General features: G+C 35.0%; 12 protein-coding genes and 1 other annotated feature. Of the genes, 8 read left to right on the forward strand and 4 right to left on the reverse strand.

The genetic code is table 11. The features are described 5' to 3' along the window. Positions 1-4: 4 nt before the first annotated feature. From rocF to CLOS_RS01225, 3 genes are all read right to left on the reverse strand, one after another. Positions 5-904 (reverse strand): arginase, encoded by a 900-nt coding sequence (gene rocF, locus CLOS_RS01215; RefSeq protein WP_012158105.1) that lies wholly within the window; start codon positions 902-904, stop codon positions 5-7. 318 nt (positions 905-1222) lie between these two features. Then, positions 1223-1972 carry a peptidylprolyl isomerase gene (locus CLOS_RS01220; protein WP_012158106.1) on the reverse strand — a complete coding sequence of 250 codons (750 nt, stop codon included), beginning with the start codon at positions 1970-1972 and terminating at the stop codon, positions 1223-1225. Positions 1973-2173: 201 nt separating this feature from the next. Further along, a complete protein-coding gene (locus CLOS_RS01225; RefSeq protein ID WP_012158107.1) occupies positions 2174-3952 on the reverse strand; it encodes a M3 family oligoendopeptidase in 1779 nt (592 codons plus the stop codon). A gap of 216 nt (positions 3953-4168) precedes the next feature. Between CLOS_RS01225 and CLOS_RS01230 the strand changes: the two genes are divergently transcribed. The 4 genes from CLOS_RS01230 (at position 4169) to CLOS_RS01245 (ending at position 10085) form a co-directional block, all read left to right on the forward strand. After that, positions 4169-4867: a response regulator transcription factor gene (locus CLOS_RS01230; RefSeq protein ID WP_012158108.1), complete on the forward strand. Its 699-nt coding sequence runs from the start codon at positions 4169-4171 to the stop codon at positions 4865-4867. Then, positions 4857-6605 carry a sensor histidine kinase gene (locus tag CLOS_RS01235; RefSeq protein WP_049753765.1) on the forward strand — a complete coding sequence of 583 codons (1749 nt, stop codon included), beginning with the start codon at positions 4857-4859 and terminating at the stop codon, positions 6603-6605. Before CLOS_RS01230 ends, CLOS_RS01235 begins: the two co-directional genes overlap by 11 nt. A gap of 105 nt (positions 6606-6710) precedes the next feature. Beyond that, positions 6711-6991 (forward strand) — a binding site (T-box leader). A 232-nt stretch (positions 6992-7223) separates the two neighbouring features. After that, the gene (gene asnA, locus CLOS_RS01240; RefSeq protein ID WP_012158110.1) at positions 7224-8237 is read left to right on the forward strand and encodes an aspartate--ammonia ligase; all 1014 of its coding nucleotides are present in this window, start codon (positions 7224-7226) and stop codon (positions 8235-8237) included. A 126-nt stretch (positions 8238-8363) separates the two neighbouring features. Continuing rightward, complete coding sequence (locus tag CLOS_RS01245; RefSeq protein WP_012158111.1) at positions 8364-10085, forward strand: ABC transporter ATP-binding protein; 1722 nt, start codon at positions 8364-8366, stop codon at positions 10083-10085. 165 nt (positions 10086-10250) lie between these two features. On the opposite strand, the gene CLOS_RS01250 is transcribed toward CLOS_RS01245, so the two are convergent. After that, the gene (locus CLOS_RS01250; RefSeq protein ID WP_012158112.1) at positions 10251-11537 is read right to left on the reverse strand and encodes a helix-turn-helix domain-containing protein; all 1287 of its coding nucleotides are present in this window, start codon (positions 11535-11537) and stop codon (positions 10251-10253) included. Between the two features lie 203 nt (positions 11538-11740). Between CLOS_RS01250 and CLOS_RS15765 the strand changes: the two genes are divergently transcribed. The 4 genes from CLOS_RS15765 to CLOS_RS01260 all read left to right on the forward strand — a co-directional run bounded on the left by CLOS_RS15765 (position 11741) and on the right by CLOS_RS01260 (position 13518). Continuing rightward, positions 11741-11878: a hypothetical protein gene (locus CLOS_RS15765; protein ID WP_156774373.1), complete on the forward strand. Its 138-nt coding sequence runs from the start codon at positions 11741-11743 to the stop codon at positions 11876-11878. 384 nt (positions 11879-12262) lie between these two features. Next, positions 12263-12862 carry an accessory gene regulator ArgB-like protein gene (locus CLOS_RS01255; RefSeq protein ID WP_012158113.1) on the forward strand — a complete coding sequence of 200 codons (600 nt, stop codon included), beginning with the start codon at positions 12263-12265 and terminating at the stop codon, positions 12860-12862. A 19-nt stretch (positions 12863-12881) separates the two neighbouring features. Beyond that, positions 12882-13004 carry a cyclic lactone autoinducer peptide gene (locus CLOS_RS15455; RefSeq protein WP_083757107.1) on the forward strand — a complete coding sequence of 41 codons (123 nt, stop codon included), beginning with the start codon at positions 12882-12884 and terminating at the stop codon, positions 13002-13004. Positions 13005-13053: 49 nt separating this feature from the next. Continuing rightward, on the forward strand, positions 13054-13518 hold the full coding sequence (locus tag CLOS_RS01260) for a hypothetical protein (protein WP_041718881.1): 465 nt from the start codon (positions 13054-13056) through the stop codon (positions 13516-13518). Positions 13519-13618 lie beyond the last annotated feature (100 nt).

Genomic DNA, 13618 nt, shown 5'->3' on the forward strand with positions numbered 1-13618 from the left:
TAAATTATAAGCATTTAAAAGTGTGGTTTAGGAATTCAACTGCAGTTTTTACTGTAGTTTTAGATGCATCATCCAGCAATGGGTTCAGCTCTACGAAGTCCATTGAAGTTACGAATTTTTCTTTTAAAAGCGTTTCAATGGTAAACTTACCTTCTTCTAAAGTAAAACCATCGGCTACGGGAGTTCCAGTACCAGGAACGATCGATTTGTCGAATACATCGATATCATAGCTGATATGAACGCCATCTACGCCAGAACCTTTGATATTTTCAATCACTTCATTTAAAACATTTTCCAATCCCTTTTCTCTCACAGTTTTCATGCTGTAGTAAGAAAGGTTCAGATCATCTACTAAAGCCAATTCACCAGCGTCAGGGTCCCGAACACCGATGATGTAAACATTTTTAGGATGAACCTTTTGGCCTTTAAAATAGATATCCGTAAACTTTGGATGACCGACGCCCATGGATGCTGCTAAAGGCATACCGTGAGGGTTGCCAGATGGAGAAGTTAAATGGGTGTTAATATCACTGTGAGCATCAATCCATATGACCGCAACTTCATTGAAGTGCTTGCTGATTCCAGCGATACTACCCATTCCTAAAGAGTGATCACCTCCGATGACGAAAGGGAAGCTTTCGCCTTCAAGAGAGCAGTACACTTGGTGTGCTAAGTTTGTATTTACCTCGGTTATTAAATCTAAATATTTAATGTTTTCATGACCTTTAAATTGATCCTCTTCAGAAGCAGGAGGAATGACTAAGTCCCCCAAATCATAAAGTGTATGACCATTATTTTTAATCAAATCTATCATATTATTTTCTCTAAGAACACTAGGACCATATTGTGCGCCATCTTTACCACAACCGTACGTAAGAGGTACACCGATTAAATTGATTTTCATGTATGATTCCTCCTTAAAATAAATTTGTTCGCTTTGGCTCACAAATTTTATGTCGCACTCAACTCTAGGTAGGGCTTAGAGTTTCAAGTGCTGAAATTAAACTCAAAATCAGTATACCACCAAAGGTCAAAAAAAGTAATAGAATTCTCTAAAATGTATGAAAATTCAACATTTAGCATATAAATTCAACACAGATTTTACAGGAAAAATAACACATCAATAGGGTTCCCAAATCCTTAAATTTATAGTCCGATGATTCCCAGGAAACAGAGTAAAAAATAAAGACTGGAAATATTCCAGTCTTTCAATGGGATCAATTTATTCGTTTATTTGTACTTCATACTCTTTCTTTAATTCATCCACTTTATTTAAATAAAGCTCTTGTTGCTTCATCATGGATAATTGTTGGTTTAATTGCATTTTAACCTCTGCAAAAGGCTTTACAGACTCCTCTACCTTATTAACAGCCTTGATGATATGGTAACCAAATTGAGTTTTAACAGGAGCACTCACTGCTCCAACCTCCATATCAAAAGCAGCGTTTTCAAATTCAGGAACCATTCTGCCTCTTGTAAAATGTCCTAAATCGCCACCTTGTGCATTGGAAGGGCAAGTAGAATGTTTTTTTGCAGCTTCTTCAAAGCTAAGTCCCTCATTGATTTCTTTAAGAACTTCGTTTGCTTTTTCTTCGCTCTCTACAAGGATGTGGCTCGCTTGCATAGATTCAGGCTCTTTAAATGAATCAGTATGCTCGTTGTAGTAGTTTAACATATCTTCTTCAGATACAGTAGCATTTTTTAATACATTATGCATTGCATATTGCTTTAAAATGTTATCATGCATTCTTTGCGCTTCTTGAATGAAAACTTCATCTTTATCTAATCCATTTTTTAAAGCCTCTAGAAGGAATAACTCTTGATTTACTAGTTCTTGTACCAATTGTTTTTTACCTGCTTCAGAGTTAAACTGCATCGCTTGCTGAGGGTTTAAGCTGCCAAGCAATAAATCGAAATCTTGTTGTGTTATTTCTCTTCCGCCAACAGTTGCCAATACTTTATTATTATCCATGTAGTAACGCTCCTTTATTAGTTTATTCCTACTCATAATAACAAAAAAAGTAAACGATGTCCAATTGAACTAAAATAAAACTTTAACAGATTCATACTATATCTATGTACAAAAATCCATGTATAGAAAAAATTTACTCCTCTATACATGGATTGTATTCATTTAGAGTTTGCAAGTATTTAATTATCGACCCAGAAGAACTTATTTCAGTCTATCATCTGCTAGTTCTATGAATCGTTCGATGTCCTTCTGAACTAAACCTAAGGAGCTTCTCCAGAAGTCTATAGAAGTAACATCGATGTTCATTACTTTCGCCACATCTACAATATTATTTTTTCCTGTTGCTTCCAGTAGGGCATCGTATTCTTTAACGAAGGATTCGCCACGCTTTAGATACTCGGAGTATAGTCCTTTAGAAAACAGCAATCCAAAGGCATATGGGAAGTTATAAAAATGCCTGTCTGCTGAGTAATAATGGGATTTATTGATCCACATGGAATCGTGTAGAACATTGTGATCCAACCCGTCTCCATAGGCTTGTTTCTGCGCATCAATCATAATCTCTTTGATTTCATTCACAGAAAGAGATGCATTTTTTCTTCGCTTAAATACTTCAGATTCAAATAGGAATCGACTATATATATCCACAATGACTTGACCTGCGTCTGAAATAGAAGTTTCTAAGATACCAAAGGCTTCTTCAGGGGTTGCATTTTTCAGAGCACTGTTGATAATAATCGTTTCTGCAAATATGGAAGCAGTTTCTGCTAGTGGCATAGGGTAGCTACTATTTAAGATACTTGCATCCTTTAGGCAATGTCCGTGGTATCCATGACCAAGCTCATGCGCCAATGTGGTCATATTGCTAAAGCTACCATCGAAGTTGGCTAAAATTCTACTTTCCTTAATGGGATGTAGGTTAAAGCAGAAAGCCCCACCCCGCTTACCATCCCTAGGCTCTGCGTCGATCCAATTGTTATCAAAGGCTTTTTGAGCGAAGTTTCCAAGTGCTTGGCTAAAAGTATTGAAATTCTCTATGATATATTTTTGTGCCTCCTCATATGTAAACACCATATTCACATTGCCTACCGGCGCAAATAGATCATAGAAAGGAAGCCCATTGCTGTGACCGAGTAATTCTCCTTTTTTACGGTAATACTTATGGAAGAAAGGCAGACTTTCTTTCATAGCAGCTAACATAGAATCTAAGGTTTCCGTATTCATTCTTGAACCAATCACTGTTTGCTCCAGAGGTGATGCAAAACCACGCTTTTCAGAAAGAGTAAGGGCTTCGCCTTTAATACCGTTCAATGCGGCACCAGAGCTTTCTTCAATTTTAGCATAGGATTTTAGTTCTGCTTCATAAGCTATTTTTCTTAGATCTGCATTACTGCTATAAGCCATGTTTCTTACCATAGGTAGAGGTAACTGCTTTTCTACACCATCAATTGTAATGTCCACAAGAAGTGTAGAAGCTAAAAGCGCTTGAAGCTTTGCCCAAGCTCGGGCGCCACTTTGGCTCATTTTAGAGATCAGTAGCTCTTCTTCTTCACTGAGAAGATATTGATTGTTTAATAGAATTTCCTTTAAGAAGAATTGATGCTCCTTTAGAATGGTAGAGCTTTCGATGATTTTTTCCAAATCATTGACAGTTCCAAGCCATTTTTCAAAGATAACCGTTGCTTCTGTCAAATCAGATGCCTTGCTTTGAAGCTGATCTTGTATCTTGAGCGCCGTTGCATTTTTTGCATCTGTGCTGGCTGTAAGATAGGAATAACTCATCAATCTGCTGTAGGTCTCTGTGAATTCCTGCTGTTTTTCAATATATTGTTCTATTTTTTCTTTAGGGTTCTTAGTATTTTGAAACTCCTGCTTTACCCATTGGATGAACTCTGGAATAAAACGACTCAATTTGTCCATATCCTGTAAAAATTCTAAAGAATCAAAGCTTGTGTAAAGCTCATTTAAACTCCAACGCATAATACTCCTCCTTTAAATTTAAAAAAATATTTTGAAAATTTCCCCTACTACAATAATACCTTTAAGTTAAATGAATTACAATATATTTAGACACACGAATTTTTATTACACCCATATTTTAAGCATTTTAAGTTTTTCTTAAGATTTCCACTATTCTTTATTAAGGACTTTTAGTTATAATAGAGGTAGTATATAGATTAGAAGGAAGGTCTGACAATGGGACACGAGAAAATACTTGTTGTAGATGACGAGAAGGAAATAAGAGATTTAATAGAAATATACTTAAAAAATGAAGGTTTTCAAATAATTAAAGCATCCAATGGCAGAGAAGCGCTAGAGATTTTGGAGGAAGAAGAGGTTCATCTAATCATATTGGATATTATGATGCCAGAAATGGATGGTATTAAGGCTTGCATGAAGATTCGAGAAGAAAAGAATATGCCCATCATCATGCTTTCAGCAAAAGCTGAGGATATGGACAAAATATTTGGCCTGACCACAGGAGCAGATGATTATGTGACAAAGCCATTCAATCCATTGGAGCTGATTGCGAGAGTGAAATCTCAGATCAGAAGATATACAAAGCTGAACAACAATGCTGCTGCGGCTACGGGAGAAGAAATAGAAATCGACGATTTAGTGATCAATGTCTCCACCCATCAGGTGAAGATAAACGGAGAAGAAATTAAACTGACCCCTAGGGAATTTGACATTTTAGAGCTTCTTGCAAGAAATCGGGGAATGGTATTCAGCATGGAAAGGATCTATCAGAAGGTATGGAAGGAAGACTTTTTTGACTCTCCCAATACTGTAATGGTGCATGTTAGAAAGATTCGAGAGAAGATAGAAAAAGATCCTAGAAATCCTCAGTACATTAAGACCGTTTGGGGGGTAGGCTATAAAATTGAAAATTAAACGGAAAAAGGCGGACTTTAAATTTTTTAAGAAAATAACATCTCCCTTTCATCAGGGATTCATCATTGTGCGCCGCGTTGTATTTTTTATAAGACAGAGGGTAGAAAAAAGTATTCGGATTCAATTAATGGCCAATTTTGTGATCTGCTTGATCAGTTCTATGCTGGTTGCCTCTATAAGCGCCACTTATTTGGCACGATTAAACAGGAATGCCATTATCGATTATTCAGAGGGCATAGAAAGAATTGACTATTCTGCTAGAAGAATCGTAGAAAATTTAAATGATTATAGAAACGAATTCTATGATTTAAGGATTGAAGAGGAAAGGTTGGAAGCGGAATATCCTGAGGATGCAGAAGAATCATCACAGAGTGCGGACATGAACCTTGGTAGCAATTCACTGGCCATAGAATCTGAAAACAGCGGCACCGATACTTCTCAAGATGGAACTGTAGATAGTAGCGTACAGGACTCTAAAGTAAATTTGATGGGAAAAATAGAAAGTGAATTTAAAGTAAAGTTTAAAGAATATATCGGTGAAGTGCTCAATGAGTTTTCTTATGGTATGAGGGCATTGATCGTGGATTTAGATGGGGATGTTCTCTATCGCTCGGAAAATGCCACAGAAAGCAAAGTGGATATTCATAGTATTATTCGAAATGCCATGAATACAAGAATTGATTTTCAACGACTGGGTGGAGCATCGGAATTTACCAGCTTCTATCCGATCAATTTAAATGATACCCGTGCTTACATCGTGGTAAGTGGCGTTCCAGAGGCTCGAATAGAATATAATGAAGGACAGATTGGATTCATTCCCATCGTTTTGGGATTTGCCAATTTCGTACTGCTTTTTTACTTCTCAACACAGAAAAAAATGAGGTATATTGAAGAACTTGCAGATGGACTTTTAGAGATTTCAAAAGGCAATCTGGATCATAGGATTGCTGGAAAGAGCGAGGATGAATTAGGTTCATTGGCAAATAACATCAACTTCATGGCGGAGGCGCTTCAAACTAAAATAGAGGAGGAAAGGGCGGCGGAAATGCTGAAGAATGAGCTGATTACCAATGTTTCTCACGATCTTAGAACCCCTCTAACCTCTATTATGGGGTATTTAAATCTATTGAAGGACAAGCGATATGAAACGGAGGAAGAAGCTTATCAATATCTCAATATTGCTTATGGCAAGTCTGAGAAATTAAAGGATCTAATACAGGACTTGTTTGAATATGCAAAACTGACCAATGAAGGTGTAAAGCTGAATTTAAGCGAAGTGCATTTAAATAGCCTCATTGATCAATTAACAGAAGAGCTGGTACCGATTTTAGATGAGAAACAGTTAAGCTTTAAGAAAGATATATCGAAGGAAGACACCATCGTCCTAGCGGATGCAGATAAGATGGTTCGAGTTTTTGAAAATTTGTTAACCAATGCCATTCGACATAGTAGCGTTGGTACCGAAATTTTAGTTCAGACCTCAGTAGACGAGGACAATGTTATAATTTGTGTTGAAAACACAGGGGAACCCATTAGTAGTGAATATCTAGAGCGTATATTTGATAGATTCTTTAAAGTAGAAAAGTCAAGAACTTCTAATTCTGCAGGGTCGGGATTGGGACTTGCAATTTCTAAAAATATTATCAACCTTCATAAAGGCTCTATTTGGGCAGAAAGTGAAGGAAATATCGTGAGGTTCTATGTGAGATTGAGTAAATTTAAATCAATGCTCAATTAAAGATAAAGATTTCATCAAAAAACAAATTTTCTTTAAAATGAAAAAAAAATATTTGACATTGCATTGGGAAGGATATATAATGTAAAAAACTAAATGAAGTAGCGTATAAATACGATGAAGAAAAGAGTATGTATAAGGAAGTAGTCCCAGCGAGTTGGTGATAGTGCAAGACCAATACGAAGCCTGTACAGAAGAACATTTCTGAGTTCCTAACCGAAATCCATAGGAGAGTAGACTTAGGCGGAGCCAAACCGTTATCCATTGGACAGTATCGAGGCATATTGGGATATCCTTTTTAGAGGTTATTTTATTTCTCCGTACTGATTTGAGATAGCGATTGAGCTAATTAAGGTGGTACCGCGAAAGTCAAGTCTTTCGTCCTTATTTTTATAAGGATGAAGGGCTTTTTTTTATGCCCTAACCCCATTTATGGGACTGGAAGGAGTAATCAATTGATGGTAGGTCAAACGCAACGAACATTAATTTTATTGACCCAAGAGAGAATAAAATTGTGCAATGAGACTGGGAAATATATTCAGTAAAAGCAGGATTCTATCTTCGAAGAGAATCAATCAAAGGTAAATTACAAAATATAAAATAAAATCAGGAGGTAACAAAATGAAAGAGAGATTAATTGTTCCAGAAGGATATGAACCTTCTCTAAGCATTAAAGAAACAGAGGTAGCCATTAAACAATTAAAGGACTTTTTTGAAAGAGAGTTAGCCAAAACATTAAATCTAACCAGAGTTTCTGCACCGCTATTCGTCTGCCCTGAAACGGGAATGAATGATAACTTAAATGGTGTAGAAAGACCAGTATCCTTTGATATTAAAGATATCAAAGGTCAATATGTGGAAATCGTACACTCCTTAGCGAAATGGAAGCGTATGGCTTTAGGACGTTATGGCTTTGAAGTTGGCGAGGGTCTATATACCGATATGGATGCCATCAGAAGGGATGAAGATTTAGACAACATCCATTCCATCTATGTGGATCAATGGGACTGGGAAAAAATAATTACGAAGGAAGAAAGAACGGAAGCAAAGTTAAAGGAAATTGTTGAGCGCATCTATGAAGTTTTTAAGCGCACTGGTGATTACGTTGAAAAGCTCTATCCAGAATTGAAAAATATATTGCCAGAGAAAATAACCTTTATTACTTCACAAGAATTAGAGGATCGATATCCCGGTCTTTCCTCTAAAGATAGAGAACATGCCATCGCTAAGGAATACGGTGCAGTATTTATTATGAAGATTGGCGGAAAACTGCTGTCTGGAGAAAGACACGATGGCAGAGCACCGGATTACGATGATTGGGAGCTCAATGGGGATATCTTATTCTGGAATCCTTTATTAAACATCGGACTGGAGCTTTCATCTATGGGAATTCGGGTGGACGAGGATACCCTTGAAAAACAATTAAGCATCGCTGGATGTGAAGATCGAAAGAAACTAGATTTTCATCGATTGGTTTTAGAAAAGAAGCTGCCTTATACAGTTGGCGGCGGCATTGGTCAATCCAGAATCTGTATGTTCTTTTTACAGAAGGCCCATATCGGAGAGGTACAAGCAAGTATTTGGTCTAAGGAAATGATCGATTTTTGTGAAAAACATCATATGCCATTGCTGTAAATTAAGCCCTAGGGATATAGTTTCCTTAAAATCGTAATTATGTTATGATATTTCTATAGTTAGGCATACGAAAGAAGACGAAGCTTTAACTTTAAAAATATTTTTACATGAAGGGGGATTGTGCCTATGATCAAACGTTTTGCACAATACTATAAGGGTCATCTACCATTATTCTATCTGGATTTTACGTGTGCATTCTTAATGGCTGGATTAGAATTAGTTTTTCCCAGTGTGGTCAGATTGATGATCGATGATATTTTACCGTCCAAGAACTTGAATTCAATTATAATGACAGGGGTAGGGCTGTTGGTATTATACATTGCCAGCGCTGCTCTTCAATATATCGTTGATTATTGGGGACATGTTTTAGGAACAAGGATAGAATATGATATGAGAAAGGATTTATTCAATCATACGCAGAAATTATCCTTTAATTATTTCGATAATACAAAAACAGGACATATTATGTCTCGTATTGTAAATGATTTAAATGAGATTTCAGAACTAGCCCACCATGGACCAGAAGATCTTTTCATCGCTTCCGTAACACTCATTGGTTCCTTTATTATTCTGCTGAATATTCATGTGCCTTTGGCGCTGATCACATTTGCTATCGTGCCAATTATGCTTGGATACGCTATTATGAAGAATAAAAAGATGCAAGCAACCTTTAGACAGATGAGGATGAAGATTGCCGATGTCAATGCACAGGTTGAGGACAGTATTTCTGGTATTCGAGTGGTGAAGTCCTTTACCAACGAATGGTATGAAGAAGAGAAATTTGAAAGTGGAAATTTTAGTTTTAGAGAATCCAAAGAAGATTCGTACAAGGTAATGGCTAGTTTCTTTGTGGGCGTATCTTTCTTCTCTAATTTAATCAATCTAGTGGTAATGGTTTTTGGTGGCATATTTGTATACTACAATCAACTAACACCTGGAGAACTGGTAGGGTTCTTGCTGTACGTATCCATGTTTATGCAACCAATCCGTAAGCTCACCACATTAATAGAGAACTATCAAAAAGGAATGTCTGGGTTTGCTAGATTTGTAGATACCTTGAATATCGATCCAGATATCAAGGATGATCCAAAGGCAATCTGCATAGAAAAGGTGAAGGGCGAAGTAGAATTCGATAATGTAACCTTTAGCTATAACAATAGGGAAAATGTATTGAATAACATCAGCCTTTCCATTAAGCCAGGGGAAACCGTTGCATTTGTAGGACCGTCTGGGGGCGGAAAAACAACATTATGCAGTCTTATTCCTAGGTTCTATGAAGTAGATAAGGGCAGTGTTAAAATCGATGGTATAGATATTCGAATGATTACCCAAAGATCTTTAAGAGAAAATATTGGCATTGTTCAGCAGGATGTGTTCTTATTCTCGGGAACAGTAAGAGACAATATCGAGTATGGGCATATTGGTGCCACAGAGGAAGAAATTATAGAGGCTGCTAAGAAGGCCAATGCCCATGAATTTATCATGTCTTTAGAAGATGGATACAATACGTATATTGGAGAGCGTGGTGTAAAGCTATCCGGCGGACAGAAGCAAAGGCTGTCCATCGCTCGAATCTTTTTAAAGAATCCACCAGTTCTTATATTAGATGAGGCAACATCAGCACTGGACAACGAAACAGAAAAAGTGATTCAAGACTCCTTATTCGATTTATCTAAAAACAGAACCACATTGATTATTGCACATCGTTTGGCTACGATTAAGAATGCAGATCGAATCGTTGTTTTAACAGATGAAGGAATTGAAGAAGAAGGAACCCATAAGGAGCTTCTAGAGAAAGACGGTATTTATACAAGGCTGTATACCGCTCAATTTGATGGATTCATGTAAAAAACAACAGTATATTTTTAGATTTAAGAAGCATCTCTTTCATTGAAATTTCATAGAGGAGATGCTTCTATTAATTTTTTATAAAGTTTCATCGTCTTGATCTTATAACCTGTAGCTTTGATATTCATGGATACTCTTCCATTTTTAAGGAGGATGTCTCACAATCTAAGCAAAAATATTCTTTCTACCCACAGCATTTTGATACAGATTACTTTTTTCTTTATAGCTATTATAATTTGTGATGGCATATAAATCATCATAGAGTACAACCAAATCTTTGCTATAGCCTCTTTGAATAAAAAATTTTTCGGATTTTAAGAGAAATTGGTGTGCTACTTCGAAATCCCTATTCAAATAATGAATATGACCCATCATAAAGTAACAATTATTTCGATCCATTTTTGTGAGAAATTTAAGATTTAGCTTATGAATGGATTCTAATGCTGCAATATATTCTTCTGAATAAAATAGTAATATTACTTTCTGTACTAAAAAGCGAACATAAAGGGTACTATCATTAGCATACTGATTTAAGCAATCAGAAACAACCTTAAAGGCATCCTCAAATAGCAAAGAATATCTTAAGTCGTTGATATAATTGATATAGCATCTTCCCAGTTCATACTGATCTTCTTCATAAGAAAGGAGCAGAATGCTTTTCTTAATATGGTGTAAGGCCATTTCATAATTTCCTATGCTGGAATAAGCTTTATTGATCAACAGATGGAGCTGCGGCACAATAGATCTGTAGGATAAACTTGTATTTAATCTTAAAAAATTTTCTATTAGTAGAATTGTTTTCTCGTACTGGAGGATCTGGTTATAGATATAAGATAAATTGTTAATAACTACGAAGTATATAAAAGAATTGGAACTATTGTATTTGATTAGGTACTTTATGGCCATATACAAATAATGACGACCCTTCTCGTAATTGTTATTGACGATCATGATTTTACATAAAGTATTCAAGGCATTTCCAAAATTTATGATGTACTGACTTTGAATAGCATCTGAATTCCGAATATACAAATTAACATATTTTCTTAAATGGCGTAAGGACTCTTTATTGATCCTATCATGATAACAGGACATTCCTAAATAATAATATTTATTAAAATCATTTAATTTTTTAAACTCATCGTGATTATCGTTGAAAAAATCTATAATTTTATGGAAGCTTTCTTTGACAAAAAGATTCTGAAGCTCATGAGTGACAGATTGGACATCCGATGGAATATTCTCTGTATAATCCACGTCATAAAAAAAATAGTGAATGGGGGTATCTAGCTTATTGGCAATATAGATAATTTGATGTAAGGAAGGCTCCATTCTGTTATTTTCAATTCGACTTAAAATACTTCGATTCATAAAGTCGCCACACAATTCCTGCTGAGACATTTGTTTTTTCTTTCTTAAGGCTCTGATTTTATAACCAACATAATATTCCAAATGGGTTCACCTCCATTGTGCAAAATAGTAACATTTTTTTTGATTTTAGGATAAGATATGTAATTTGTAGAAAAATACCTAGAAATTAGAAGATTTATAAAGAATCATTCGAAGATTTGGGCTATATTCATAATTATAGTCCTTTGGCATCGACAAGTAAACGTGATAGATTAAGAATTAAATAGAGGAAAGGTGATGGTAAAATGAAAAAAGTATTAGTAGCAATGGCTTTAATCGCAAGTGTTTTACTAAATCTACCGGCATTATCTACTGGGGTACAAGTAAGTGAGCATGAGGATGGAAAAATATTTAGCTTACCACCTTATCATTATCAAGTATAAATAAAGCGTATTTGTATGTAAAAAAACCATGTAAGAAGGAAGAAATGAACTTCTTTTTACATGGTTTTTCTAAAGGAAGAAAAAAGAAACCTATCTTGTAGCTCCATTTTACAAATTATATCTGCATTGATGAAAGAAAATGATAAAATATGATCAATTTATTTAGGGGCACGTAGGGTTGAAATACTATGTAGGAAATTAATTATAGGCAAAAAAATGTGGCAATATAAAAGGATTGAGCCGTATTAAACATCAAAATTAAAAGTTTTTAGGACTTAAGACCCATTGTTAATTAAGAAAATTTTTATCAGAAAAATAAAGGGATATATCATCCTGTGTCGAATAACAAATTTACAAGTAATTTATGGAAGGAGTAAGGGGAAATTGTCAATCGAGAAAAAATTAATAGATAATCTAGGAAAAGAACTAGATTTGTCTGAAGACAAGATTGAGGTCATCACCTTTGGATATCGATTGTTCATATACAGTATTTGGGGCTATTTACTCATAATTCTAGTATCCTATATTCTAGGAACCTTACCGATTACCTTAACAGCAGCCATAACAGCTTCACTATTTAGAATTTTTTCTGGCGGTGTACATGCAAGCAGTCAGAAAAAATGTGTGGTTTTTGGGGCTGTAATTTTTAACCTATTAGGATTAATAGTTAATCTTTTTTCTAACAATATATCTTGGGAATTAGCCAATTGGTTGGTTTGGATTACGGTAGGAATTGCATTGGTAAGCTTTATATTATATGCTCCAGCAGATACCCCTGGAAAGCCAATTACAACGAAGGTGCAAATAAAGAAGCTAAAGAGCATTTCCATGGCTTTATTATTTATTTGGTTTATTTTTGTTCATTATGTTTTGAAAGGGGAAACAAACATAAACAAGCTGTACCTTTTAGCCAGTACAGCTGGGTTGGCATGGCAAAGTGTGAGTTTATGGCCAATTACTTATAAATTGCCCATACACAAATGAAAATCGAGGGGGAATAGAAATGAAGAGAAAATTAATGGGATTAATCGTAACGCTTTTAAGCTTTTTTGCTTTAGCGAATGTGGCTTCTGCTAGTACATTGCTTCATTATCAGCCAGAGGCTCCAAAATCTTTAAGAAAATAGTGATAGAATAATTAGGGAATAAGTATATTTTCTAAGAGGAGGAAGTTCAGTGCAGTATTTATCATACTTTACACATGCTTTTTTAATGTTTGTTACCCCTTTAAGCTTTATTGGATATAAAACAACTAATCAGCAAAAAATTACGTTTACTTTACTATACGGACTAGGTGTGGTGTTCTTTAGAAGAATATATGACTTTTTTCCTGTACCTTTTGGTACACACTCAATTATGCTAGTGGCTTTAAGTGTAATATTGCTTAAAAATATAGTAGAAAACTACACTTGGAAAAAATCAATATATACGGCATTATTGCTTTTTATTGTTTTGCTGATTAACGATTCTATCATAGTACTGCCTATTTTGAATCTATTAGATTTAAGTATAGAATCGGTATCGAATAGTATAGTTTCTTGGATAATATTTATAATTATATCTAATTTTTTACTTATTCTATGTTTAATTATTGGTTTCTTTAAGAATAAAGGAGATAATAAAGAAGTTTATTTTTGGTAAACCTTTTTATTGTGAAATAGTATAAAAGTATATTGATGTATTAGTATGTTCTCTATATAAATACAATCTTGTTATAAATTTCTTTAGAATAAGCGATTAG

Source organism: Alkaliphilus oremlandii OhILAs, assembly GCF_000018325.1.
GTDB classification, from domain to species: Bacteria; Bacillota; Clostridia; order Peptostreptococcales; family Natronincolaceae; genus Alkaliphilus_B; species Alkaliphilus_B oremlandii.